Annotated in this window: 22 protein-coding genes and 1 pseudogene; 13 read left to right on the plus strand and 10 right to left on the minus strand. The window is 47.3% G+C overall.

Features of this window, described 5'->3' with window-relative positions; translation table 11 throughout:
- Positions 1–123 precede the first annotated feature (123 nt).
- The 3 genes from DESPODRAFT_RS16890 to DESPODRAFT_RS16895 are packed head-to-tail and all read left to right on the plus strand — an operon-like array spanning position 124 to position 1941.
- Positions 124–1353, plus strand: coding sequence for an RNA/DNA-binding domain-containing protein (locus DESPODRAFT_RS16890; RefSeq protein ID WP_004075187.1), 1230 nt, complete (start codon positions 124–126; stop codon positions 1351–1353).
- A complete protein-coding gene (locus DESPODRAFT_RS20175) occupies positions 1350–1520 on the plus strand; it encodes a hypothetical protein (RefSeq protein WP_004075189.1) in 171 nt (56 codons plus the stop codon). The genes DESPODRAFT_RS16890 and DESPODRAFT_RS20175 overlap by 4 nt, the downstream gene beginning before the upstream one ends.
- Positions 1513–1941 (plus strand): type I restriction endonuclease, encoded by a 429-nt coding sequence (locus tag DESPODRAFT_RS16895; protein ID WP_040016064.1) that lies wholly within the window; start codon positions 1513–1515, stop codon positions 1939–1941. The genes DESPODRAFT_RS20175 and DESPODRAFT_RS16895 overlap by 8 nt, the downstream gene beginning before the upstream one ends.
- A 20-nt stretch (positions 1942–1961) precedes the next feature.
- Here the strand turns inward: DESPODRAFT_RS16895 and DESPODRAFT_RS19685 are convergent.
- A pseudogene (locus tag DESPODRAFT_RS19685) lies at positions 1962–2132 on the minus strand (Rpn family recombination-promoting nuclease/putative transposase); the annotation flags it as partial.
- Between the two features lie 297 nt (positions 2133–2429).
- On the opposite strand from DESPODRAFT_RS19685, the gene DESPODRAFT_RS16900 reads away from it, so the two are divergent.
- The 3 genes from DESPODRAFT_RS16900 to DESPODRAFT_RS16910 all read left to right on the plus strand — a co-directional run bounded on the left by DESPODRAFT_RS16900 (position 2430) and on the right by DESPODRAFT_RS16910 (position 6519).
- Positions 2430–5672, plus strand: coding sequence for a glycosyltransferase (locus tag DESPODRAFT_RS16900; RefSeq protein WP_004075191.1), 3243 nt, complete (start codon positions 2430–2432; stop codon positions 5670–5672).
- A gap of 111 nt (positions 5673–5783) precedes the next feature.
- Positions 5784–6035, plus strand: a complete 252-nt coding sequence (locus tag DESPODRAFT_RS16905) for a dTDP-4-dehydrorhamnose 3,5-epimerase family protein (RefSeq protein WP_004075193.1) — start codon at positions 5784–5786, stop codon at positions 6033–6035.
- Between the two features lie 130 nt (positions 6036–6165).
- Positions 6166–6519, plus strand: a complete 354-nt coding sequence (locus DESPODRAFT_RS16910; RefSeq protein ID WP_040016065.1) for an Rpn family recombination-promoting nuclease/putative transposase — start codon at positions 6166–6168, stop codon at positions 6517–6519.
- Between the two features lie 298 nt (positions 6520–6817).
- Here the strand turns inward: DESPODRAFT_RS16910 and DESPODRAFT_RS21790 are convergent, their stop codons facing one another.
- The gene (locus DESPODRAFT_RS21790; protein WP_353740125.1) at positions 6818–6886 is read right to left on the minus strand and encodes a hypothetical protein; all 69 of its coding nucleotides are present in this window, start codon (positions 6884–6886) and stop codon (positions 6818–6820) included.
- A 254-nt stretch (positions 6887–7140) separates the two neighbouring features.
- Here DESPODRAFT_RS21790 and DESPODRAFT_RS18870 point away from each other — a divergent pair, with 254 nt between their 5' ends.
- On the plus strand, positions 7141–10227 hold the full coding sequence (locus DESPODRAFT_RS18870; RefSeq protein WP_004075202.1) for a glycosyltransferase: 3087 nt from the start codon (positions 7141–7143) through the stop codon (positions 10225–10227).
- 48 nt (positions 10228–10275) lie between these two features.
- On the opposite strand, the gene DESPODRAFT_RS21310 is transcribed toward DESPODRAFT_RS18870, so the two are convergent.
- From DESPODRAFT_RS21310 to DESPODRAFT_RS16940, 5 genes are all read right to left on the minus strand, one after another.
- Positions 10276–10440: a hypothetical protein gene (locus tag DESPODRAFT_RS21310; protein ID WP_245531953.1), complete on the minus strand. Its 165-nt coding sequence runs from the start codon at positions 10438–10440 to the stop codon at positions 10276–10278.
- A 164-nt stretch (positions 10441–10604) separates the two neighbouring features.
- Entirely contained in the window at positions 10605–11129 is a 525-nt protein-coding gene (locus DESPODRAFT_RS21555) for a DnaJ domain-containing protein (protein ID WP_157488523.1), read from the minus strand.
- 2 nt (positions 11130–11131) lie between these two features.
- Complete coding sequence (gene dapB, locus DESPODRAFT_RS16930) at positions 11132–11968, minus strand: dihydrodipicolinate reductase (protein WP_004075207.1); 837 nt, start codon at positions 11966–11968, stop codon at positions 11132–11134.
- Entirely contained in the window at positions 11965–13656 is a 1692-nt protein-coding gene (locus DESPODRAFT_RS16935; protein WP_004075209.1) for a sugar phosphate nucleotidyltransferase, read from the minus strand. The genes dapB and DESPODRAFT_RS16935 overlap by 4 nt, the downstream gene beginning before the upstream one ends.
- Positions 13657–13661: 5 nt before the next feature.
- The gene (locus tag DESPODRAFT_RS16940) at positions 13662–16307 is read right to left on the minus strand and encodes a 1-acyl-sn-glycerol-3-phosphate acyltransferase (RefSeq protein WP_004075212.1); all 2646 of its coding nucleotides are present in this window, start codon (positions 16305–16307) and stop codon (positions 13662–13664) included.
- 283 nt (positions 16308–16590) lie between these two features.
- Between DESPODRAFT_RS16940 and DESPODRAFT_RS16945 the strand changes: the two genes are divergently transcribed.
- Positions 16591–16794, plus strand: a complete 204-nt coding sequence (locus tag DESPODRAFT_RS16945; RefSeq protein ID WP_004075214.1) for a hypothetical protein — start codon at positions 16591–16593, stop codon at positions 16792–16794.
- 134 nt (positions 16795–16928) lie between these two features.
- Here the strand turns inward: DESPODRAFT_RS16945 and DESPODRAFT_RS16950 are convergent, their stop codons facing one another.
- Positions 16929–18113 carry an exo-beta-N-acetylmuramidase NamZ family protein gene (locus DESPODRAFT_RS16950; protein WP_004075216.1) on the minus strand — a complete coding sequence of 395 codons (1185 nt, stop codon included), beginning with the start codon at positions 18111–18113 and terminating at the stop codon, positions 16929–16931.
- Positions 18114–18329: 216 nt separating this feature from the next.
- Between DESPODRAFT_RS16950 and hisC the strand changes: the two genes are divergently transcribed.
- The 4 genes from hisC to sppA all read left to right on the plus strand — a co-directional run bounded on the left by hisC (position 18330) and on the right by sppA (position 23023).
- Complete coding sequence (gene hisC, locus DESPODRAFT_RS16955) at positions 18330–19421, plus strand: histidinol-phosphate transaminase (protein WP_004075218.1); 1092 nt, start codon at positions 18330–18332, stop codon at positions 19419–19421.
- A 4-nt stretch (positions 19422–19425) separates the two neighbouring features.
- The gene (gene cmk / locus DESPODRAFT_RS16960; RefSeq protein ID WP_004075220.1) at positions 19426–20085 is read left to right on the plus strand and encodes a (d)CMP kinase; all 660 of its coding nucleotides are present in this window, start codon (positions 19426–19428) and stop codon (positions 20083–20085) included.
- 125 nt (positions 20086–20210) lie between these two features.
- Positions 20211–22001, plus strand: coding sequence for a 30S ribosomal protein S1 (locus DESPODRAFT_RS16965; protein ID WP_004075222.1), 1791 nt, complete (start codon positions 20211–20213; stop codon positions 21999–22001).
- A 119-nt stretch (positions 22002–22120) separates the two neighbouring features.
- Positions 22121–23023 (plus strand): signal peptide peptidase SppA, encoded by a 903-nt coding sequence (gene sppA / locus DESPODRAFT_RS16970; RefSeq protein ID WP_004075224.1) that lies wholly within the window; start codon positions 22121–22123, stop codon positions 23021–23023.
- 8 nt (positions 23024–23031) lie between these two features.
- Here sppA and DESPODRAFT_RS16975 read toward each other — a convergent pair whose 3' ends face one another.
- Positions 23032–23640, minus strand: coding sequence for an L-threonylcarbamoyladenylate synthase (locus DESPODRAFT_RS16975; protein ID WP_004075226.1), 609 nt, complete (start codon positions 23638–23640; stop codon positions 23032–23034).
- A gap of 26 nt (positions 23641–23666) precedes the next feature.
- Positions 23667–24755 carry a 6-phosphofructokinase gene (locus DESPODRAFT_RS16980; protein WP_004075227.1) on the minus strand — a complete coding sequence of 363 codons (1089 nt, stop codon included), beginning with the start codon at positions 24753–24755 and terminating at the stop codon, positions 23667–23669.
- Positions 24756–25059: 304 nt separating this feature from the next.
- On the opposite strand from DESPODRAFT_RS16980, the gene guaB reads away from it, so the two are divergent.
- A complete protein-coding gene (gene guaB / locus DESPODRAFT_RS16985) occupies positions 25060–26529 on the plus strand; it encodes an IMP dehydrogenase (protein WP_004075229.1) in 1470 nt (489 codons plus the stop codon).
- Positions 26530–26533: the final 4 nt, after the last annotated feature.

Raw genomic sequence — 26533 nt, forward strand, 5'->3', positions numbered from 1 at the left:
AAGGAGGCATGAAGTCCGGGAACAATCCCTACCATATGGTTCATCCTTCCACCTTCCCAAAAATGTGGATTATGGTAATGTGAATAACATTCACAAACTCAGACACGGCTATTAAGGTGATATATGTTAAAAACAGAATTGCTTGAAATCATTGCCAATGGTAAAAACTCCGGTGTGGAGTTCAAAAGAGACGATATCCGACCCGAACAGTTGGCTAAAGAAGTTGTGGCCTTGCTCAATTTCCAGGGGGGCAGGGTTTTCATAGGGGTTGATGACAATGGGACTATTTCAGGCATTCAAAGGCCGAATATTGAAGAGTGGGTCATGAATGTCATTTCAGAAAAAGTCCATCCATCTATCCTGCCTTTTTATGAGGAGGTAAAAGTTGATGATAATACAAAAGTTGCGGTTCTCACTTTTCCCCAAGGTAATAGTAAGCCCTATGTCAGACGGCACAAAAAAGCAGAAGAGGTGTTCATTCGTGTGGGGTCAACTTCACGGCTTGCGACCCGTGAACAGCAAATGAGACTGTATGAAATAGGGGGGATGCTTCACACTGAGTTATTGCCGATTTCCCGTACGTCATCCGAAAACCTGGATTTTGTTCGTCTGGAAAATTATCTGCGACAGATTTTAAATGATCCTGATATTCCCTCATCCCAGAATGATTGGGAAAACAGATTGGCAAATCTTGGCTTTCTATCCGAACCCCATGGGATGTGTACGATTGCCGGAATGGTGCTTTTTGGGAAAAAACCACGACAGATTTTGAAACAAAGCGGTTTACGCATATTTGCTTTTGACGGTACGGATAAAGAATATAAAGCTAAGTTAGATGTGATTCTGGATGCGCCGCTTTCAGGCAGGTGGGATTTTTCACAAGGTGCAAAACAACTGATTGATGAAGGGCTGGTTGAACGTTCAGTTCAGACAATTACGCCTTTTATTTCTGAAGAGTCAAGTGAACTTAACTTGGGTTTACAACGTGAAAAACGATGGTTTTATCCCATTGAAGCTGTTCGAGAGGTGCTGGTCAATGCATTGGTTCACAGAGACTGGACTCGTTTTGTCGATATTGAAATCGGTATTTACTCTGATCGTTTTGAAGTAATCAGTCCAGGAAGCCTTCAAAACTCCATGACGGTTGCCAAGATGCTTGCCGGGCAGCGTTATACTCGAAACACGGTCATCATGGAAGTTATGCGTGACTATGGCTATGTTGATTTCCGTGGTATGGGACTTAGAACAAAAGTTGTCCCTTTGATGCGATCCCATAATGGTTGTGATCCAATATTTGAAGCAACTGAAGATTATCTGAAGGTCACTCTCCCGAAAAGGAGTGATAGTCAATGACCTTCAATGAAATGAACACCATCGAAAATGCACTGCGGGATCACTTAGTAGGCAGACCGGTATCCGAACAAACCGGAATGGTGGCCGAAGAGACCGCCGAATATATTGCAGGCAGCCAGGACTTGAAATGGAAATATGTCCATGGTGAGAACCTGATATTTGATTGATTTTTATGCGCCGCAAAACAACCATTATGTCTTGAGCCAACAGGTGCCGTTCATTGGGACAAGGGATTGTTACTTTGATCTGGTGCTGTATGTCAACGGCCTGCCTCTGGTGGTCGGCGAGGTCAAAACCCCGGTACGCGATGCCATCAGCTGGCAGGATGGTGCGGCGGATTTCCTGGGGGGCAACAAGCACTACTGGGAAAACCAAAAAGCCTTTTTTGTTCCCAACCTCCTCTGTTTTGCCTCGGAAGGAAAAACATTTTATTACGGGTCCATCGGTGCCTGTTTTAAAAACTGGGCACCCTGGCACAGCACCGAAGACCGTGATGAGATCCCCCAAAACCTGAGAACCGTGTTGAAAAGTGCCGAACGTCTACTGCATCCAGAAATCAGATTTATCCGGTACAATATGTCGGAATAATAATCAGCCAGGTTCTTTTCGATGAAACTGTCCTTGCTCATCTCCAGGGTGTTCAGATCCATCAGCTTCAGCACTTTCTCCGGCAGTTTGTCGGCTAAAAGGCTGCGGGCATTTTCCTTGTTGCCGTAGACTGCCCTGAACGCCTTGTCATGGGGATTGATGACCTTGCTGTTATTTTTCTCGTCTGTGATGGTGGAATTTTATTTTCACCAGTGATTTCAGTCAAGGGATATGGAAGAAATTGGGAACAGACAACGGTTTTTCATGAAGAATCTTTTGAGTGAATTATTTCCGCCCTGTGCCAGAATGCGGAATGCATGGTTTTCAGAGGAATCAAACAGTTTTGATACACCTTGACGGAATTTCAAAATGAGTTTAAAGCTTGATGAATTTGCTGACTGCCGAAAATGAAGTCAGGTTCGTTGAAGTCACGAATGCCTAAACTGCCTGGAATCAATCACCAGGAATTCTGAAGGTTTTTAATAGAAATGGAAAGTTTTTATAAAAAATCTAACCTAAAAGTGAATACGAACTGGTATCTGGAACAATACCCAGATGTTGCAGCAGCAGGTATGGATGCGCAGTTCCACTATGAGCATTATGGAGCCAGAGAGGGCCGCCTCCCTTATGCCCTCCAATCGGCCAAATTAGAAACCGCTCTTTGGAGCGGTTTTTCTAATTTAGCCCTTGACGACCTCCAGGCAATGGCATTTGATAAGTACCAGCCTGACCTGGAAAGGATCTATTCCCGATGGGCTCTGCTGCGCTGGTATGCCGGCACTGAAGCGTGGGACAAGGCGTTTGAATATGCCAGTGCGTTCAATACAGAAACGCCTTTATTTGCAGGTCATCTCGGGGTGCATCTGCTTTGTACCGAGGTGTTGCTGCAATGTGGGTATGTCGAAGAAGCCCGTGCCCGGATGGCCGCAGCCATAACTCATTTCGGCACTGTGCCGGATCTGTGCCTGGCCGCAGCCAATGTGGGGTTGCAATGTCCTGAATTCAAGACGGATCCGGGTGATCCCTGCGCCGACGATGCAGCGTGCTTGCGCCTTCACTGGATCAATACCCTGTTTCGAAATGCGGATATGATGTCCGTTCAAAAGCGGGTCATTGATGCGCCCCTGGCGTTGAATAATCTTGCCGGGGTTGAGACCGGCAGAACAGCCCGGGGAAAGATTCCGAAAATAAGTGTGATTATGCCGGTATTCAATGCCGGAGATCAGGTTGGTTATGCGCTGTACGGATTGCTGGCACAGACCTGGTCCAACATTGAAATTCTTGTTATTGATGATTGCAGCACAGATGATACATGTGCCCGGGTGAATGATATTGCCGCGTCAGACAGCAGGGTTGTGTTGCTGCGTCAAAAAGAGAACAGGGGGGCTTATGCCGCTCGAAATGAAGGCCTCAAGCATGCGCAAGGGGAGTTCATTGCCAATCATGATGCAGATGACTGGTCACATCCGCAGCGCCTTGAACGGATGATTGCCCCTTTGCTGCAGGACAACACCCGGATGGCAAGTATGGCCCACTGGGTGCGTACAACCGGTTCCCTGCATTTTATGCGGTGGCGCATGGAGCGCAGCCTGATTCTTCCCAGTGTGTCAACCCTGGTATTTCGGCGCTGTGTGGTGGAGTGTCTTGGGGGCTGGGATGAGGTACGTGTGGAAGCGGATTCCGAGTTTCTGGGCAGAATCAGACGTTATTGGGGAACAGATGCGGTGGTTGACGTGCTGACGGGGGTTCCGTTGGCGTTTGCGCTTCAGGACAAGAATTCTTTGACTGCGGCCCTCTCCACCCATTTGCGGACCCAGTTCTGGGGGGTCCGCAAGCTTTACCGGAGGCTTTCCGAAATCTGGCGGGCAGGAATCAAAAATCTCGATCAGCTCCATTTCAAGGGAAACACCCGGGAAGGACGGTTTCCCGTGCCGCCGGCCATATTGCATGGTAAAAGTGCCGTGCCTGAATATGATCTGGTTGTTATGGCGGACTGCAGTCCAGCCGCAGATTATTCAGAATCGCTGCTATGGATGTTGCAGTATGTGGTGAACAAAGGACTTAAGGTGGCCCTGTTTCACTGGCCCTGTTACAAGAATATCCTGGAAAATGAACAGGCGGTTGACATTGATGGGCCTTTCATGGCGCCGGCATTGGATAAAAAACTGGACCTGCTGCTGCCGGATCAGCCCGTGAAAGCCGAGAAAGTCATTATTGCAGGGTCGCATCTTCAGCAGTATCCACCGGAATCCGTTCCGGATGTTCTTGCCTCGGATGTCTGCACTGTGGAAGATCCGGCCAGGGACATTCAATGGATTTATCCCCAGGGCACGGATACGCACGGTTCTGATGTTTCAGGTCGGTTGTCCGCGTTGTTTGATGCTGCCTGGTATCTGCAGCGGAACCCCGATGTCGCAGAAGCGGGAAAAGATCCGCTGGACCATTATCTGAATTTCGGATGGAGACAAGAACGGGCGCCATCCCCATGGTTTGACACGCGGTTCTATCTCGGGCAATGCCCGGAGGAGGAGGGTCGAAATCAGGCCCTGTTGCGCCACTATGTGGAAAAGGGAGAAAGACGGGGGTATCTGCCTTCCAAACCGTATGTCAAAGGCCGCAAACCGCTGGTGGACCAAGTTCCTAATGTGATGTTCTGTGCCCATATGGCTGGTTATGAACTGTTCGGAGGAGAGCGCAGTTTTCTGGATGTGCTGCATGCCTGCTCGCTTCTGCCGGTAAACATATTTGTCAGTGTGCCGTCCTTTGCCAACTCTTCTTATATTGAAATGTTGCAGCATTTTTCTCACAGGATCTATTATGTGCCTGCCGGCAGATGGTCTTTTATTTCCAGACCGGATGCCTGGGCGGTAACGCATTTTAAAAACATTGTTCAATTTCAGAATATCGCGGCGATATATGTGAATACATTGGTTGTGAGAGAACCGCTGACGGCAGCCAGGCATGCCGGCGTACCATCCATCCTGCATGTGCGCGAATCCCTTGAGCACGACCCGGATATGTGCGCGGCTTTGGGGCTGCCCGCAGATGCCATCCGCGGCCGGGTGGTGGAATCCGCAGACGTCATTGTGGCCAATTCTGAGTTTACCGCCGACAATTTCAGAAAAAAAAATGCCACTTTTGTGGTGAATAACATTGTCGATCCGGCTTTGTTTAAGTTAAACAACCCTGTTGATCCAAGATGTATCAATGTGGCAATGATCAGCAGCAATAAGCCGAAAAAAGGATTGTCTGATTTTATCGATCTGGCAAGGGTCCTGGCCGATGACACCAGGATCAGAATGGTGTTGATCGGTCCTGACAACGAGCATATCCAGGAATTGAAAAACTGCGGCGGTCTGCCGGAAAATATCATATTTTCAGGATATGCGCCCTCTCCTTCAGAGGCGTTGGCGCAAGCGGGTATTGTTCTGAATCTATCGAATTTTGAAGAGACCTTCGGCAGGACAGTCCTTGAAGCCATGGCGGCCGGGCGCCCGGTGCTCGCTTACAACCGGGGGGCTTTGCCTGAACTGATCGAACACGGGGAGACCGGGTTTCTGGTGCCCTACAAAAATATTGAGGCAGCAGCGGAGCGGATCAGGTTTTTGTGCGGCAACCTGGTACAGATTACTTTGATGGGCGCCAAAGGCCGTATGAAGGCCCGCAACTATGATGTGCAGACCATGAAACGCCAGTTTAGTGACATTTTTCAATGGATCTGGTCCAATTAATTCGGTCAATTTGATCAATGGCTTCAATTGTCTGACAATAACCACAAAAAACCGGGGCAGACCCCGGCCTTGCACCACCAGAAATTCGTTTTTGAAAGGGAGGGTTTACTGATGCAGGCACAGCGAATGGATATACCGGATGTTGTTCTATTTACGCCCAGGGTGTTTGGAAACGAGCGCGGGTTCTTTTTTGAAAGCTACAATCAACATGTATTTCATGAGGTTACCGGTATTAAGCCTGAATTTGTTCAAGACAATCATTCCCGATCGCAAAAAGGGGTGTTGCGCGGCCTGCACTATCAGCTTCCTCCGCATGCCCAGGGCAAGCTGGTGCGCATTGTGGCCGGAGAGGTGTTTGAGTGATTTGATTTCAACGCCTCGGAAATTCGGTGGCCTGGCAACGCTAATATGCTGTTATTCAAATTAATATGGCCGAAAATCACCTTACTGAACTACATGGTCACTTCAAATCACGTTCACCTGCTCGTATTCGATGCCGGGAAAGCTGTATGATCTGTCCGAATACAGTGACGATGAGATCAGGGGGACGGTCATGGCCCGAGTAACCATGCTTCTTTTAAAACATGTATTTGAACCGGATTTGGCTGACCGCCTGCCCGATATTTTTTCATTGTTGAAAGAATTGTCAAAGAAAAAAACGGGTTTGCAATATTTTGAGTCTCTGGTAAAATATGTGTTCAGTAACGTGGATGATATCACTGTGGATAAAATGCAAGCCATAGTGCATAACGCGTTACTGGAAGATAAAGGAGAATACATCGTGACACTTGCAGAAAAATTACGAAAACAAGGTCTGGAGCAAGGTCTGGAGCGCGGAGATCCGTGAAATATTGAAGAATGCTGTCCAGCCGGAAGGAAGGGTAAAACTTGGTTCGTTATTAGCTCGAATCGGGTCTAAAATTAATTTGACCGATGAAGAGTTTTCGATTTTTGACCAGCGTCGAGATAAAACTCCGGCCAAACGAGTCGATTTTTAACTTCCCGCCGAGAAGTCCCCTTCCGAATCTGTGATTCGGTGGGGGATGAATTCGTGTTCCCGGAATTCGTTTGCGAAATTCTCCCGCACCAGTCTTATCTTTCTCTGTGGGCAGGCATAATGGCAGGAGAAAAGGTTCATTATTATTTCAGCGATAATTGATTTTATGCTCAAACAGTACATAAATGAAACCCTGACTGCCGCCTGTCAGATTCACCCGGTACAATATGTCGGAAGAATTGCAGTGCAGTGCGGGAGACCCAATGCGGTTACGGTGAAGGGCCGTTAACTGATGGATATAAGGATATCCGAAATTCCATGGGGCTGTATTGGGAGTCGGAGGGGTTCATAGTACCGATTGAGGCTGAGGGACAACATAACCCCGGCCAAGGAAAGGGACCCTACTTTGTTCACGTAACTAACGAGCGGAAATTAAACAACCTAGAAAAATCCATATTTTGAGAAACTTCCATGCCTCCTGAAAGCAATAATAACCGAGACCGGAAATCCACATCATTATCCAGCGGGGATTCCCGGGCAGTAAATGCCCTTGCAAACGGCAACAGGGCATTGCGTGGTGGACGTTTTGCAGATGCAATTGATTATTACCGTCATGCTCTGGAGCATCAGCCTGAGCTATTTCTGGTAGTTCGCCCCAATCTCGAATACGCCCGGTCCAGACTTTCACCTGCTGATGCTCAAGATCTATCATCACAGGATGACCAATTCCAATCCCCGCAGTTTTCTGCTTCTGTTTTTTCGACAGGCGATCGTTATGCCCTTGTTATCCATGTTTTTTACCTGGATATATTGGGGGATTTAAAGGCGTCTGCAGCCCATTTCCCGGAATCAGGCGATATTTTTGTCACCTGTCCTGACAGTTTTTCCAGGATAGAGTGTGATGATATCAGATCTTTTTTTCCCCGGGCAGAAATCATTCAGGTGCCGAATGTCAATCAGGATGTCGGTGCTTTGATGGGGTTGATGGCCCAGGTGGATTTTCGTGATTACGGATTTATATGCAAAATCCACAGCAAAAAAGGGAACAAATGCCCGGAAAAGTGGCGGCGGGCACTGCTGGATGGTGTGCTTGGCAGCAAGGCACAGGTGGAACGTACCATCCGGTTATTTCAAAGCGATGATGAGCTCATGATTGGCGGAGCAAAGCAGCTGTTTCTGCATGGGCCGAGCAATTTATGGAAAAATAAAGCACTCATCAGTAATGTTTTTGGTCCGTTTTTGGGTGATTTTGACTTTGAAAGAGCGGACTGGGGGTTTTTTGCCGGAACATGCTTTTGGATACGGACCTCTATCCTGTGTAAAATCAAGGAACACATGGATGGTCTTGAAAATAGGCCCGGGGCTTATGTGGATGGCGGGACAGCCGCCCATGCTGCCGAGCGGATGTTCGGCCTGCTTGTTGCCGTGAATGGCGGTAAGGTCCTGCTCAATGATGTAACCGACCCTGCAAACCATGAAATTGAAACCAGCGGGTATCCTGCTGAAGGCGAACGCAGGAAGGTTTTGATGGAAGCGTTGTTGTCAAAAGTTTACCCGGAGCCTTCCGCCGGAATGCAATTGCGCGGAAGCCTGGATCTGTCAGAAAAATTTCCGACCATTTCCGGCTGGCTGGCACGCATCGGAGATCCGTCACCCCGAGACATTATCGTAAAAGTGGGCAACACCAAAATAGAATCCATTGCTTCAGACCTCCGGAAAGACCTTGAACAGCATGGCATCAATAAAGGGCACCATGCCTTCACTCTGCCTGTTCCTGTGTCGGAAAAAGACGGAAAGCCCAGGGAAGTTGTCCTGATCGACAAAGAGACATCAAGGGTTATTGATCAAAAAACGTGCCGTTGGATATCAAAAAAGCCGGATTACGTCGATTTTGAAGGGTTCCTGAAAGCCTCCATGACACAGCCGTTCATTGAAGCGCCTTTTTCCGAGGCTGACAAGCGATCTCTTGCTGTCATGGAAGGTATTGCCAACAGGTTTTGTGCGATTGCCGGGAAATTGGAATCCAAGCCTCTGATTTCGGTGATAATGCCGGTTTACAACCGGGTAGCAATTGTTGGGGAGGCCATAGCGTCTGTGCTGGCTCAGTCGTATCATTATTTTGAGCTGATCGTGGTAGATGACTGCAGCACGGATGCAACCGAATCTGCAGTTCAGGCTTTTCACGATGATCGCATCCGGCTGATCACCCTGCCTGAAAACAAAGGTCCGAGTGCGGCAAGGAACGCCGGACTTCAGGTGGCACAAGGTGAGATCCTTGCTTATCTTGACAGCGACAATACCTGGGATGACCGGTATCTGGCAGCGATTGCCGGTGCCTTTGAAACCTTGCCCGATGCAGATGCCGTCTATTCGGGAATCCTGCTGTACCGGAATAGGGATTCATCCCCCTTTGCCGTGCGCTACGGCCATTATCACCGGGCCCTGCTTGAAAACCGTAACTACATTGATATGAATATCTTCTCGCATCGCCGGGGCCTGATGGACCGGATGAGTGGATTTGATCAGAACATGAAGCGCTATGTGGACTATGATTTTATTCTGCGGGCCTCTGAGTCGGGAACAGTGTATTCTGTGCCGATACTGCTTTGCAGGTATAATTATAACAAGGCGGATAATACTGTCACGGCAGATCCGCGTTACGAAAGCCATCTGAACCCCATTCATAAACACCTCCAGGCCCGGAATGCAGCCCGGCTGGAGGCTTCAGGCCATGCCGGCCTGGACCATCCTGTAGCTGTCATTATTCCCAACTGGCAGTCTCTTGACGAGATCAATGAATGCCTTGATGCCCTGACGGCAAAAGACTGGAAAGGACAATTAAAGATCATCGTCATCGATAACGCGTCAGACAGGGATGTGGTAAATTACCTGGTTGACCGTGAAGCTGCCGGAGATATTGATCTTATCCAGAACAAACGCAACTACGGCTTTACCTATGCCGTCAACCAGGGTATCCGCCGGGCCCATGCCGGGGCGGATATCCTTGTGCTGAACAATGACGCTGTTGTACGGAAAGGCGCGATTCAGGCATTGCAGAAGGCCTGTTACAGCCTTCCCCATGCCGGCATGACTGTTCCGCGTCAGATTTTACCGGCCGGCACAAAGACGTTTCAGACCCATGTTCCTTTTGCCAGTGAAGACTACGACTGTGATGTGAATATCTCGGCCCATCACCGCAACATTGCCCGTGTGCCGGTCTTTCACAACGGCAAAAACCTGGAGCTCTCCTTTGCCCCCTTTTTTGCGGTTTACATCCAAAGAGATCTGATCGCCCGGATCGGAGTGTTGGACGCCGAATACGGCAGGCATTACCGGTCGGACAGGGTCTATTGCGACATGGCCCGCAATGTGGGCGGCAAAAAGATTTACTATGTACCCGATGCCTTTGTTATCCACAAACTTCAAAAGGCAACCGACTCTCTTCGGGAAATGGGTCCGGGCAGCAAAGAATTCGACTTGATGTTCACCCGCAACCAATGGGATAAAGAAACCGCTGCTCAGCTGGGGTTCCGTTCCGCGCCATGGGATACGCTATAAAAGTAAAAATTCAGGGGGACAGTCGAATTGAGGTACTGTCCAAAATGATTATTTTTCTCGTGCGGAAAATATCCAGACAAGGGACCATCCCAAGACCACGGGCAGAATTCCCGACACGATAAACATTGAAATCTGCCCCTGCCAGGGTTTTGTCCATAAGGCACTGATGATGATGTCGGCTGCCGACAATACAACGGCAAGTCTCATTTTCATTGTGAATACCCCGGCAGACGCTGATTTTTCTCTTCTCCTGCCCGAAGGTTTTGGGGTAATCATTCTGGGTACAATCAAGATACACAATATCAGGAGGATAAGTAGAAGAATTTCGCTGATGCCGGTCAATTGAATTTCCTAAAATTTGTTGTATTCAATTTTTTCTACCTGTTATAAATGGATTTGAGCTCTGCATAGGCCTGCTGAATTTCCAAGAATTTTTCATTGGCAAGGGTTGAAAAGTCTTCACCCAGGTGGGACAGTTTGTCCGGGTGGTATTGCTTGGCCTTGTTTTTATATGCAGTTTGAATGTCAGACCAGGATGCAGAGCTGTCCACACCAAGAATATCATATGGGGATTTAAGGGTACCGGGTTTGGCTGATTTTTCCCCTTTTGTTGACTTTCCCGTTGTGTTGGACCGGTATGAAGATTGGTTTTGTGCGCCTTGTTTAAATGTTCCGGTAGGTTCTGGGCCCTTGTCGTTCTTTCCAAAGGATTGTTTACCTCCCTTTTTAAATAAAAAGGAGGGCAGCCGGCCATATCGGATCAGATGATACAGACACACCATCACCAGACTGTCGTCTATCCATCCCACCAGGGGCAGATACATTTCGGGAATGAGATCCGCAGGCGAAATAAGATAGGCCAGGCCCAGAAGAACCAGTATAAATTTAACCAGGGTGGCCATTGTCATTTCCCGGCGGTCAGGACATCAATCATGGTGAAAAGTTTCTGCTCAAAGTCATTTGTATCAATTTTGCTTTTTAGAAAAATAACCGCATCAAAGGTGCCTGAAACATAAATCTGCCGTCCGTTTATGTTATGTTTGAGTTCAAACAGTGCAGACCCGTCCGGGGCTTTCAACGTATATGTGTGCCATCCGTGTCCGCTTATATATTCTTCGGGCACACCTAAATTTTCTTTCTGGATTTCGGGGTCTCGTATTTTTTCAATATTGGAAATCTCAAAGTCCGTTCCAAGTTGGTTGAAACAGGCCACCAGGGCCTTGGCTGTGCCTGATGTGTCCGCTTTTCCCTGCTGATGGCTTTCCGTAACTTGAAGGCTGAATCCTTTGAACAATCCGGGGAAGGTGTTTGCTCCGTATTCAAGCATGGCCTGGAGCCCGACAATCTGTTTGGCCATGTTCGGGGCAATGACCGCAGGAACAGATCCGTTTTTAACCGTACGTTCAAGATCCTGCCTGTCTCCGCCCGTTGTGCCCATGACAAAGGGGATCTTATGCGCAACATAGAATTTTGCATTATCATTTACAGCGGTCGGGTGGGTATAATCAATACAGATGAAGCCGGGATAGGATCCAAGAATGTCATTGATTTTATCTTCCCTTTCACTGGGTTTTAAAAGGGTCACTGTTGTCTGATCCACAGAGACTTCACCCTGGGTAATCTCCTCCCCGGTCAGGGAGAAAGGTACAAAGCTGAAGCGCTCATCGCGTAACGCCGAGGTTGCCATTATACGGGCCACATTACCGGGCAGTCCGTTGATCATGATGGGTATACAATTCATTTCAAATCTCCTTGAAGGTTTTGGACAAAATTGGTCAGACCGGCCAATCCGGGGTCATTTAGGTTTATGAGTCGACATTCAAGTCCTTTCAGAGCTGCCGGGATATATTTTTCAAATTGGTTCTTCTTTTTAATTCGGGTCAAAAAACCAAACGCGCCCAGCATTTGAAGGTTACGTGAAATACAGCAGTATCTGAAAGAGTGTATAAAAGCAGCCATGTCAAATGATACCTGAAGACCTATTTTTTCCAAAGTATAGTTTAAAAGTTCATCCCGGACAGACCGGGAGAGTGTAACATAGGGATCAATCAAAAGGGAAGCCAGATCATATTGAATGGGCCCCGGTCGGGCGGATTGAAAATCAATGAACCAGGGGTGGCCGTCATGGATCATGATATTTTTCGACTGGCAGTCCCGGTGCATGAGCCCGTTCATTGCATGGATCAATGCATTGTCGGCAATATGGGAAAATTGCCGGGCAAAATTTTCAAACCGTTCTTTTCGGCCAAGGTATTCATTGACAAAGGCTTGCATGAAATACCGGCATTCCAGATCCAAAATCATCTGTTTTGAGTAGGAGGGGGTCTGGCAGGTCCAACTCGTATCAAAATCCTCAATCCCTTTGAATGAAAAATCAATCAGGCGGTCAATGACACGTTGATACCATTTAATAATCCGTTCTTCCTTCATTCCCCGGATATGGTCGACCAGGTGGGTACTGCCAAGATCTGCCACGGCTACCTGGCCCGAAATAGTGTCATGGCCCATAATTGGGGGAACGGCAATACCTTTGCCGGCCAGATGCTGCCCGATTTTTATAAATGCGTTCAACTGGGCTGTGTCATTGTTGTTTCGGGCCGTATCCAGACAGATGCCGTGATCCGATATAATCAGGCTTTTTTCTCGATGCCGGGCGCGGAACCAGAGACGGTCCGAACCGTCCCCGGCAATGGCCTGAATATCAATGCCGGGAATCTGAGACGGCGTTAAGCCAAAAATTTTGCCGGCCAGGCATTCCCTGGATGTGTGCTGGTAATCCTGGGGGGTGCCCATGTCCCGCCAATAAAATTGCTTTGCCGTAAGCGCGCAAATTTTTTCCAGTTCACACACTTTTTTATACACATCAATACTTGAAAATATTGTTTCAGGGGGCATGTATTCAAATAACCCTGGGGATATTGCCTGGATTCCCGTGAACGCAAGCCCGGATTCCGGGGGCTGCGAAAAATGCCTGACAATGCCGAGTTCTGGTGTTGCCTGCTCCACACAAAGGGTGTTAAACCTGTAGCAGTCATGGACCAGCAAGGTGGCCAGGGCGTCAGATGCCTTGTGACAGGCCATGAGATATGACAGGTCAAAATCACAGATCACATCTGCATTCACCACAAAGAAATCATCATCTGCCAACTGACTGCCAAGGTTGGCAATGGCCCCGCCGGTATCTAAAATTACGGGCTCAAAAACCACTTCCAAAAGGTTTTTTGACCGGTGGTTGTCAACAAACTTTGCAATGGCATCTGCCAGATGGTGGGCATTGATAAAAATTTTTGTGCAACCGGCATCTAAAAGATTCCTGACGGCATAGTCGAGAACGGGCCGGCCGTTGATGGTAAAAAGGGGCTTGGGCAAATGCTGTGTATAGGGCAACAGCCTTGTGCCAAACCCCGCTGCAAGTATCAGGGCTTTCATGATGGTCAGCTTGAGATTCGTCTGGAAAGCAGATCAATGATCTCTTTGTACTCGTCTATGCGTTTCTGGTCCCCGGAACCGTTGATATGGTTTTTGGCAAAATAGTTTACGGCGTTACGGTAGTTGATCAGGGACAAGGATTCCTTTCGTACCACCTGGTTGCGTCTGTATAGTTTGTTGCCAAAGGAGAGCAGCTTTTTTACACGCTCTTTGACATCATATTTATCCGTCTTTTCTTTTTCCAAAAATACAAGGCAGGTCATATAGGATTCAAAAAAGGGAATAAGGAAAGCTGCAAACCATTTAAGTTTTCTCAATCCTTCCGATGTCAGGTTAAAGGTGTCGGCATATTCAGGATCCGGCACAAGAATTCCCTCGTTGATAAATCCTTTTAACGCCTTTGAGATCTGCTCTTGTGCTGAAATTTGCTCATCAAATGAAAATTCGTCCGTGAACAGTTTTTGTAAAAAATTATACCTGGATACAAGATCCTGAATGTCAAACTTAAACCGGTCTATTTCCATAATAGCTGCAGCCGTATAGGCCGCCGGCACAAAGAAACAGATGACCGAATTTTTATAGTAGTCCAGAACCGGTCTTTTGTTGTGTTTGACAATGAGCATGGTGGTATCTGTGATCTCATCCTCGTCTTCATCGGCAAGCTCAATGAAGTTTCTGGAAAGAAAATTTTCAATAACCGAATCAAAGGCATTGTCCGGGTCAATCATCAATGTGTCGGACAGATATGCACCGTGATAGACCAGATGATTCATATATGTGTTTACCCGGGCAAACATCTGTTTTTTTGTAAACGTGCTTTCAGAGCAGTTAAGGATGCCGGAGGCAATAATACCATGGGGCGTGGCAACGATATTGTCATTGATGTGATTTATCAGCTTGTATCCGAATCTCTTGACAAAGTGACTGAACTCCGGATCACTGAACTTTTTGAGATCAACGCCTTTTTCTTCCATATACCTGTTCATGGAAATCGGCGTGTCAAATCTTATATACACTTTGCCGTATTTGCGTTTTAAAAATTTGCGTGTGTTCAACAACCCTTTCAGGTTTTCAGGCGTTTTGTTGCCGCCTTCAATTTCTTTGAGATATGCATCCTCTTCCAGGACCCTGTCATATCCTACATAAATGGGCACAAAATAGAGATCTTCACAGGCGCCGCTTAAAAATGCCCGGATAATCATGGAGAGCCCGCCGATTTTAGGCGGCAGTACTTTTCCCGTCCGGCTTCTGCCCCCTTCAATATAAATTTTGATGTTAAACCCCTCATAGAGCAGTTTTTCAATATATGCTGCAAAAATTCTGGCATACAATTCCGCGCCCTTGAACGTCCTGCGCAGGAAAAACGCCCCGGCACCCCTGAATAAAGGGCCAAGGGGCCAGAAGGAAAGGTTTTTGCCTGCCGCAATATGGGGGCAGGGCATATTGTTTTTATACATAACATAGGGTAAAAGCAGGTAATCAAGGTGGCTTTTATGGCAGGGAATCAGAATTAGCGGGGCTTTGGTGTAAGTCTCCCGCATCATGTTAATCTCATCCTGGGATACGGAAATCCCCTCAAATATGTTTTTAAATACCCAGGTAAAAATCCAATCTAAAAAGTTTATCACCCTTAAACTGTAACTGGATGCAATTTCATCGATATAGCCCGCGGCCTTTTTGTTTACCTTTCGCAAAGGGGTGCCGGTTTTATCCGCATAGGCCGCCAGATATTCTCTTAGGGATTTTCTGTTAAGAATGTCCTCGGTGATTTCCTGACGGGATTTAAGCACGGGTCCTGTGATGCTTTTGCGCTGGCGGTTGAGGATATCCACAAGCAGACTTCTCAACCGATGGGTCTGGAATTCCGAATCAAGACGCTGGATTTCAGGCCGGGCTAGGAATTCTTTCAGATTTACGGGCCGTGCAACTTCCACCCGTATTTTATCCGGTTGCCTCAGCATGGTAAACACCCTTTTGAGGCGGCCGGGTTTTTCATGGGTGCCGAAGATTATATCCCCAAGGCTTGGATTTTTGTGCATGGGTTTGGTGATATAGATAATATCTTCAGGCACAATAACAACGGACTTTTCAATTTGTTTCTGCAATTCAATCAGATGAAATAGAGGATCGGGTGTAGACCTGATAAACCTGTTATAAAATTCATCCTCTTCTATAAGGCTGATAAATCCTGCCCGGTTTTCCAGAAGCATTTTTCGGGCATATCCGCCGGCATAGATATCTTTGAAATGGAAATTGTGGAAAAAGAAGTATAATTGCGACAGAATAATTCTTCCAATCTGTTTTGTGGGCAGAAGAAAGAAAAAACGTAAATCAAAACTCAGCTCAGGATAGGGTCCGTTTATGCGTTTCAAAAGGGTGTGAAAATATAAAAAATCAAAAATATGCTTGTTTTTACAGGCAAAAACAACAATTGAATCCGGTGCCGTATCTTTTATCCGTTTAAGGCCGGAGCTACCAATACTGATTTTATTAACAAGATGGTTCAGTATTTTTCCAATGATAAAGCTTTGGGTGCCAGGATAAAAACTTGAATAATAATCATAGGAGTCGTTAAGTAGAAACGCTATTATTTTATGTATTTTTGTTCTGGTGGCTGAGACCAGATTATTTATCGGTGCAAACAAACTCATAGGGTGTCCTTTTTTTCCTTCGAAGCTTGAAGGGTCAATCGTGGCAGGAACGCTTTTTTCGGTTAATTCAATACCAGAGCTTGGTTTACATGGCAATATGATAATTTTATTCAGGTGTCTTGATATAGGTAAAAACGCCTTGATAAAATCAGGGGCCTGTGATACTTTTCTCCATCTATTTGAAATTGAAATAAGTATATTAAGAAGGTATATTAATTTTTTTGGGTATGGATCACATATTTACGTATCAAATGTTTAGACGGGAATTTAAGGAGGATAACCTATGAAAACGTTAATTGGCGGAGCTATTGCAGTTCTTCTCGGAGTTGTTGGTCTGGCTGTATGGTTTACAGAGTTTATACAAATTATTACCGGATGTATCCCTGTTGTTCTTCTCGTGGGTGGCGGTTTTGCACTCTACCTTGGATTTGACGAGTTGAAAGACTCTTGGAAAAATGACGAAGGCGTTGACGCTTCTGCCGATTAAACCAAGACCTAACTTGCCGAATCGTAAAAAGAATCGGAAGTAGGAAAAGCGCAATATAATTCCGCGTTGTCGGATTTATCAGTCCATAGTATAAAGCTAAAAAGGGGCCGTGATAGAAAGTCACGACCCTTTTTTTATTTGTATATATAAAAGTCTTGTGACTCCTGCCTAAACTCCTGCAATGGTCTCTGCCAGGCTTTTTCCAATTCAACGGGATCATTCATTTTTTCAATATTTTTCCGCAAGTTCCGACTTCCTAAAATCAGGTCCATGGGCAGGCGCTCAAATTCATATTCATAGGGCGGCGCCTTGAACTGAAACCCGTTGGGGTGTGTTCTCATGATTTCCTGTAATAAAATCAGGGAACACAGATAAGGTTTATATTCATCTCTGTCCATGATATGGATTTGAACCCCTTTGCATGTTTGGTTCTGCCATTTTCCGGATGTGGGTTGGAAACACAGTGGCCGCAGCACAATGCCTTTAAGACGGTCTTTCACCGCCTGTATCAATGTCCTAGTATCCACATAAGGCGCGCCGAATTGTTCAAAGGGCAGGGTGGTCCCCCGTCCTTCCGACAGATTGGTGCCTTCAAAGATAACCTGGCCGGGATAGACCATGGCGGAAAGCGGGGTGGGCAGGTTCGGGGAGGGCGGAATCCAGACTAATCCGGTCTCCTGCCAGTACATATCCCGGGTCCATCCCTGCATGGGAATCACGGTAAGGTCACAACCGATCTTTTGGGTTGTATTGATATAGGCGGTAATTTCGCCTATGGTCATGCCGTGGCGCATGGGAATGGGGTATCGCCCAACAAATGACGCACACGCTTCTTCAAGGATATTGCCCTCTACCTGCAGGCCGCCAACAGGGTTGGGGCGGTCCAGGATCACTACGGACCTGCCGAGTTTTGCTGCCGTTTCAAGGCAGTATGAGATGGTATATATAAAGGTATACACACGGGTCCCCACATCCTGGATATCAATGACCAGGGTATCGATGGGGTCAAACATATCAGCTGTGGGAACCCTTGTTTCACTATATAGGCTGAATACCGGTATATTCAGATCAGGATCCCTGAAATGACCCGATTCAATCATATTGTCCTGCTTTTCCGCAAAAAAACCGTGCTGGGGTGAGAACAAGGCGCAAACCCGCCCTGGAAAAAGTCTGCTTAGAACATCCTTTGCATGTACAAACCGGCTTGTGATTGAGGCCGGATTTGCCAGAAGGCCTAAGCGCATGCCTTTCAAATATTCAGGCGGATTGCCGCAAAGGGTGTCTAATCCGGTTTTGACCCGTGGTGTGTTTTTGTTCAATATTAATCTCCAAATTTATTCTCGCACAAAGCCTCAAAGACACAAAGGGCCATAAAATAAAATCTTTGTGTCTTAGTGTCTTTGTGCGATCTTTTAAACTGAAACGCTTCATAGTTAGAATCGCTGATTCAACTATCACAGGTATTGACAAAAATTCAAATCCTAACTAATTACTACTGTTTTATCCAACCTGCAAATCAATGGAGCACATTTTTCATGTCGTTTTCAATCAGTGAGTCCGTAAAGGCCATAAAACCCTATGAGGCCGGCAAACCATTAAGTGAGGTAGAACGCGAGTATGGTATTTCCAACGCGGTAAAGCTTGCCTCCAATGAAAACCCTTTCGGGTATTCGCCCAAAGTGGCCCAGGCTGTCTTGTCAAAATTGTCCGCGATGAACCGGTATCCTGAGCCGGTCCCTTTTATACTATGCCAGAAACTTGCTGAAAAATACCATGTTCAGATGGAAAATCTGGTCATTGGAAACGGTTCCGACGATATCATTGCGCTGCTTGCCCATGGATTTTTGGACCCCGGGCAGGAAGCGGTGATGCCGCTGCCTTCCTTTCTGATGTATGAAATCAGTGTGAAAACCGCAAAGGGTGTTCCGATTATGGTCCCCCTCAAGGATTTTTCCACCAATCTTGACGGGCTTGTCAAGGCGGTCACCCCAAAAACGAAACTGGTGTTTGTGACCAACCCCTTTAATCCTACCGGGGCTGTGATTACCAAAGATGAATTTTTACGGTTTGCCGATCAATTGCCGGACAGTGTGCTGATAGTCGTGGATGAAGCGTATATCGAATTTGTACGCGACGATTCGGTCTATAATGCTTTGGATGTGCCGTTGACGGATCCAAGAATCGTCACCCTAAGAACCTTTTCCAAAGCATACGGCCTTGCCGGTTTCCGCATTGGTTACGGGGTTATGGATAAAGCTGTCGCTGAAATTTTAAACCGGATACGTCAACCCTTTAATGTAAACGCCCTTGCTCAGGTTGCGGCCCAAGCCGCGCTGGAAGATACCGATTTTCTGTCCAAAACCATCTCCGGCACCCACCAGGGCATTGATTTTTTAACGCAAAAATTCACGGAAGCCGGTTTTGAGGTGCTGCCCACCCAGGCCAATTTCCTTATGATGGATGTAAAGACCAATTCACGGGAGATCTGTGAGAAGCTGCTTCGAAAAGGGGTGGTGGTGCGTTCTCTGGCATCCTATGGATATGACACCTTTATTCGCATCAATGCCGGCACGGACCAGGAAAATAAGATATGCGTGGATGCCCTGATCAGTGTTGCAGGCAAATAAAATAATGGGCAGGCGTATTGTTACCATTGACGGGCCGGCCGGTGCCGGTAAAACAACGGTTTCAAAAGCGCTTGCAAGGGAGCTTGGCTGGGTTTATGTGGACACCGGTGCTTTGTATAGAGCTGTTGCGTTTGAAATCAAGCGCCAACAGATCAACTGGGAAGACAGTGCCCAGCTTGAACGGTTTCTTGCCTGCCTTGATCTTGATTTTGTCATGGACGGACCGGATCCTGTTCTGACATCATCAGGCCGCGATATCAGCGCATATATCCGCACCAATGAAATCAGTATGCTGGCCTCGGCCACGTCGGCGATCCCCCAGGTGCGAAGGGCATTGCTGGGGATTCAGAAATCCATTGCCGCGGAAAGGGATGCCGTGTTTGAAGGCCGGGACATGGGTACGGCTGTTTTTCCCAACGCGTCCTATAAGTTTTTCCTGACCGCTGATGTTAACGTACGTGCCCGGAGACGATTTGAGGAATCAAACGCCTCCGGAATTTCATTTGGAAAAATTCTCGAAGATATGATCAAGCGGGACGCAGATGATACCCAACGTCCCGTATCCCCATTAAAACAGGCTCCGGATGCTCTCCTCATAGATGCAACTGCATTAAATGTTTCCCAGGTCGTTGAAAAAATGAAAAGCATCATCAAGAAGGTTTAAAAAGTTCCGGAATTCCTTGATTTTTCATTTTTTCGTTGGTATAAGAACCAATTGTATTCGCCTTCGCCATCTTTTCCTTATGATCCAAAGGCGGGTAACATCATCGATTAGGGGGATAAACATTAATGAACAACAACATTGCTGAAGAAAACCAAAACATGAATCAAGAATTAGAGACCCAAAATGAGGTAAACGAGTCCGAAATCGAACTCACCGGAGAAGAGACCATGGAAGAACTGCTGGATATCTATGATTCCAGCCTCAGTAAATTTGAAGAGGGACAGGTTGTCACAGGAACAGTGATCTCCGTCGGCAGGGAAACAGTCCTTGTGGATGTGGGATACAAATCCGAGGGGCAGATTTCAATTCATGAATTCATTAGTGAGGACGGCAATGTCAGCGTCAACGTCGGCGACGAGTTTGAGGTAATGATTGAAGTATGGGATGAAGAAGAGGAGACTGTTCTTCTGTCCCGTGACAAAGCCAAAAAGGTTAAAGTGTGGGACGCCATCAAGGATATCTACGACGAAGACGGTACCATTGAGGGTGTCATCACCAGTCGGGTTAAAGGTGGTTTCTCCGTTGATATCGGACTGCTGGCCTTTTTGCCGGGCTCCCAGGCAGACCTTCGGCCCATCCGCAACATGGATGAAATGGTCGGCCAGACGTATACCTTTAAAATTCTCAAGTACAACAAGAAAAGGAACAATATTGTTCTGTCTCGCCGGGTACTGCTTGAAAACGAAAGAGAAAAAATGCGCAGTGCCACCCTGTCTGCCATTGAAAATGACAAAGTCATGGAAGGTATTGTCAAAAATATTACCGAATACGGTGTCTTTGTTGATCTCGGAGGCGTTGACGGACTTCTCCATATTACCGATATTTCGTGGGGACGGGTTAAACATCCCTCTGAACTCTTCTCCGTTGGCGATCATATCAAGGTGAAAATTCTCTCCTTTGATTTTGAGAAGGAACGGGTCTCCCTGGGCATGAAACAGTTGACACCTGATCCCTGGACAACTGCTGCCGATAAATATCCCATTGGTTCCAAGATCAAAGGCCGGGTTGTCAGCCTGACCGATTACGGGGCGTTCATTGAGCTTGAAGAGGGTGTCGAAGGTCTTATCCATGTTTCTGAAATGTCCTGGACCCGCAAAATCCGTCACCCATCCCAGATGGTTGCCGTGGGCGAACAGGTTGAGGCCGTTGTTCTGGATCTTAAACCTGAAAATCGTAGAATCTCTCTGGGCATTAAACAGACCGTCGAGAATCCCTGGGAAGTCATTTCCCAGAAATATCCAGTGGGCACGATCATTGAAGGAAAAATAAAGAACATTACCGAATTTGGTCTTTTTATCGGTATTGATGACGACATTGACGGCCTGGTTCACATCTCTGATATATCCTGGACCAAACGGATCAAGCATCCTTCCGAAATTTATAAGAAAAATGATACCATCCAGGCAGTTGTACTTGATATTGACAAGGCCAATGAAAGATTCTCTTTGGGCATTAAGCAGACCCAGGTAGATCCATGGGAAACCGTTGCCGAACGTTATGACGTGGGCAAGGAAATTTCCGGCGTCATCACCAACCTCACCGATTTCGGTGTGTTTGTAGAGCTTGAAGAAGGCATTGAAGGGCTGGTTCATGTATCTGAAATCAGCAAGGAAAATATCAAGAGCCCCAAAGATCATTATCAGATTGGCGAAACCATTACGGCCAAGGTAATGAATATCAATTCCGATGAAAGACGGATCGGCCTGTCCATCAAACGCCTGAACGAAGATGATGATGACAACAGATATCTTGAAGAAATTGCAAAAAGTTCCAAACCTGCCGCATCCGCATTTGGAGAGATGCTGAGAAGCAACATTCAGGAAAAACTGGAAGCGGAGAAAAAAGAAAACGAGTAATCCCTGTCTAACAGGCAGTAGCAGGATTGCAATTTTTTAAGTTTTGAAGGCCGGACAGATCCTCTAAACAGGGACATCCGGCCTTTTCAGTTCCAATCAAAATTAAGGAAGAATCCCTTATGTTTGCCAGACGCCATCCTTTTTTGTTTTTTCTTTGTGTTATCTGTGGCTGCTTTACCTTAGGGTTGCTTGCTCTCTCCGGTGTTGCCGTTCTGGGTGCTATTGCCGTGAACAGTGAGATCAGCGGTGCCATGGCCTCATCCCGGGGTAATATCGGCGTGGTTGAGGTGACGGGGCCTATTATATCTTCAAAAAAAATTATTAAAGATATTCAAGGTTTCAAGGATGATGACACCATTAAGGCGATTATTTTAAGGGTTGACAGTCCCGGCGGTGGAATCGGGCCTTCCCAGGAAATTTACCGGGAACTTTTGAAGACCCGTGATGCAAAAACCGTGATTGCCTCCATGGGTTCTGTTGCCGCCTCAGGAGGGTATTATATTGCATGCGCAACCCAGGGTATTGTTGCAAATTCCGGCACCATCACGGGTTCCATCGGCGTAATCATGGAGTATGCCAATCTTGAACAGATTGCTAAAAAAATCGGGATCTCTCCTGTGGTAATAAAAAGCGGTGAATATAAGGACATGGGATCCCCCACGAGAGAGCTTAAAGAGAGTGAAAAACAGCTGTTTCAAAATCTTGTGGATGAACTGCATGCTCAGTTCGTATCCGATGCGGCTGCAGCCAGGAATATGGAAACCGATGCCATGGCCAAACTGGCTGACGGCAGGGTTTATACCGGACAGACCGCCATGAAACTTAAGCTTGTTGATCGTATCGGCAACATGGATGATGCTGTGCAGTGGGCCGGACAGATGGCCGGCATTGAAGGGGAACTGACCCCTGTTTATCCCAAAGAGGATAAAATAACGCTGTTCAGAAGACTGGCCGAAACCCTGTTTCAGGATGTTAATTGGGGCAGCAAGCTGTCCAAATCCTGCAGGTATGTTTTCAACTAAGAACGAATCTACTCAAAAATATCAACCTCGCCTGCACCGTGCCTGATTACCTCTGGTTCGTCCTCAACCAAGGAGATTACGGAAGAGGGGATGTTCGGCACAGGACCGCCATCCAGAACCATGTCTATCCTTGCGTCGAAATAATCATGGAGCAGAGATGCATTTTCAAACACTTGGCCGTCAGGGTCTGTGGCCGAGGTTGAAATAATGGGGTTTCCCAGTTCCAGGGCAAGGTTGATGGCGATTTGATTGGCCGGCACTCTGATGCCTGCGGTTTTTCTTTTTGTCAGCATAATTTTGGGCACCATCTTTGATCCGGTCAGAATAAAGGTATAAGGACCCGGCAGCAAACGTTTCATGTGGCGATAGGCTATATTGGAGACCTTGGCATACTCGGCAATATTTTTCAGATCCGGGCAGATGAAGCTGAAAGGCTTAGTTTTATCCCGTTGTTTGATCTGGTATATTTTTTCAATTGCCTTTTTGTTCATGATATCACAGCCGATACCGTAAAAGGTGTCTGTGGGATAGGCGATAATACCGCCTTTCTTGAGACTTTCTACAGCCATGGATATAATTCGTGCCTGGGGCGTATGGGGATTAACATTATATAACATAGGGGCTCTCCTGGAATGCGGAATATCTAAATTTCATCACCAAAGCAGATGCCAAGGGTTCTGGCAGTCAGGATCAACTCTCCGTCGGGATCAACGCTGCGTATTCTGTTTACGGCATCTTTTAAATTTACGCTTCCCATCATTCCGCTGGGCTTAAGTGCTACCATTTTGCCAAAATTTCTGCTGGCTGCCATATGCACCGCCTGAACCCCGAACCGGGTGCATAACTGCCTGTCCCAGTGGGTTGGCTGGCCCCCGCGCTGGAGATGACCAAGGACCACGCATCGGCTCTCTTTGCCGGTTTTTTCCTGAATTTTTTCGGCAATTGCATACCCAATGCCGCCAAGACGGACTTCTCTGTCTGTTTCATCATTGTCGGACACCACCATGCTGTCGTCAAGTTTTGCACCTTCGGCCACAATAACAATGGTGAATAATTTGCCTGTGGCTTCCCGGGCCCTGATTTTTTTCTCAATCGACGGCATATTAAATTTTATTTCAGGAATCAGAATAACATCCGCCCCTCCGGCAAGCCCGGCATAGGCGGCAATCCAGCCGGCATACCGGCCCATGACCTCAAGCACCATGACCCGGTTATGGCTCTGGGCTGTTGAATGCAGCCGGTCAAGGGCATCCACGGCACAGGCCACGGCTGTGTCAAATCCAAAGGTCTGCTGGGTCGCATCCAGGTCATTATCTATGGTCTTGGGGACACCGATGACAGGCAGCCCTGATTCATGCATCTGCAGGGCTGTTGTCAGCGTGCCGTCACCGCCGATAACCACAAGTGCGTTCAGGCCTAACGCTTCTATAGTCTGTCGTACCTGGGTCATAAGATTTTCTGGTATCTTTCGTGTTTCACCCTGGCCTGTTTTTGATGAGAATTTGCCGGAATTTGCAGTGCCCAGAATTGTGCCGCCGCGTATAAGAAGTCCGTCCATATCCCGAACGCTGAGGGGGGCCGCCTGAACCGGTGTCAAAAGTCCGTCAAAACCGCCCCGAATACCTATGGTCGTAAACCCCTGCATGTCGCCGGCTTTTACAATGGCCCGGATTACCGCATTAAGTCCGGGGCAGTCTCCTCCGCCTGTTACTACGCCAATTTTTTTTCCCATCGCCTAATCCTCGTTAATGGAAATATTAGGACATCTCTGACATTGTCCCATGTTGAATTAAAGTGGTCGAATTTACCTCACGGTGCTATATCAGATAATCACTGATGAAACAAATAAATTAGAAGGCCCTTTATGGATATTTCCCGGGGAAGGACCTTGTAAAAAGTTCATGGTTTTGGTAAAAGAACCTGTTTATATACTTTGCTTTGAATAATTATTGGCTGGCCCTTTCACTTACCTTTTGTACGTGACGGCCAGCCTTTAAAGCATAAATAAACATCTTTCCTTTCCGGAGGTTTTTTTTATGTCCAATGTATTACCAGAACAGGGGCTCTCTTTTGATGATGTGCTTCTGCTTCCCGATTATTCAGCCATCCTGCCTGACGAAGTGTCCACACGCACCCGTCTGACCAAGGCGCTTGAGCTTAATATTCCCATTGTCAGTGCAGCCATGGATACGGTGACCGAATCAGATACCGCCATCAGCATGGCCCGGGCCGGCGGCCTGGGGTTTATTCACAGAAACCTGAGTATTGCAGAGCAGGTGGTGGAAGTGGATCGGGTTAAAAAAAGCGAAAGCGGCATGATTGTTGACCCTGTAACAGTCCATCCCGATGCCACGATCTCCGAAGTGCTAAGCATTATGGCCAAATATCGGATTTCAGGTATCCCGGTGATTGAAGGCGATAAGCTGGTTGGCATCGTGACCAACAGGGATCTTCGTTTTGAAACCCAGTTGGATAAACCGGCCAGGGAGGTTATGACCAGTGAAAATCTGGTGACCGTGCCTGAAAAATGTACCCTGGAAGAATCCAAAATCATGCTGCATAAACACAGGATTGAAAAACTTCTGGTGGTGGATCCCCAGGGTAAACTCAAAGGATTGATCACCATTAAGGATATTGAAAAGATAAGAAAATATCCCAATGCCTGCAAGGATTCCCTGGGACGTCTGAGAGCCGGTGCCGCCATTGGTGTGGGCTCTGATATGATGGACCGTGTGGACGCACTTCTGAATGCCGGGGCAGATGCCCTGGTCATCGATACCTCCCATGGGCATTCTCAAAATGTGATCACTGCGGTTCAGCGTATCAAGGCAGCATTTCCCGACTGCCAGCTCATTGCCGGTAATGTGGCCACGGAAGCCGGGGCAAAGGCATTGATTGACGCAGGTGTTGATGCCGTTAAAATCGGTATTGGCCCCGGTTCCATATGCACCACCCGTATTGTTGCAGGTGTTGGCGTACCCCAGCTCTCCGCTGTGATGAACTGCGCCGAGATCTCAAAGAAAACCGGCGTGCCCCTGATTGCCGACGGCGGGATAAAGTTTTCCGGAGATGTTTCCAAAGCCTTGGGGGCCGGGGCGCATTCCGTTATGTTGGGCAGCCTTCTGGCCGGCACCAAAGAAAGCCCCGGCGAAATCGTCATTTACCAGGGGCGTTCGTATAAAGCCTATCGCGGCATGGGGTCTGTGGAAGCCATGAAAAAGGGTAGTTCCGACAGATATTATCAGAAAGATACCGGTGAAAATGAGGAGTTGGTTCCCGAAGGCATCGTGGGCCGGATTCCCTACCGGGGAACCATCCGCGAGAATATTGTCCAGATGATCGGCGGGCTTAAGGCCGGCATGGGCTATCTTGGCGCAGCCACGATTGAAGAATTGCACAGCAAGGCAAAGTTTGTCCGGATCACTGCAGCCGGATTAAAGGAGAGCCATGTGCATGATGTTGTCATCACCAAGGAAGCACCCAATTATAGAGTAGAAAGCAATTAAAGTC

It is taken from the genome of Desulfobacter postgatei 2ac9, from assembly GCF_000233695.2.
GTDB lineage: Bacteria > Desulfobacterota > Desulfobacteria > Desulfobacterales > Desulfobacteraceae > Desulfobacter > Desulfobacter postgatei.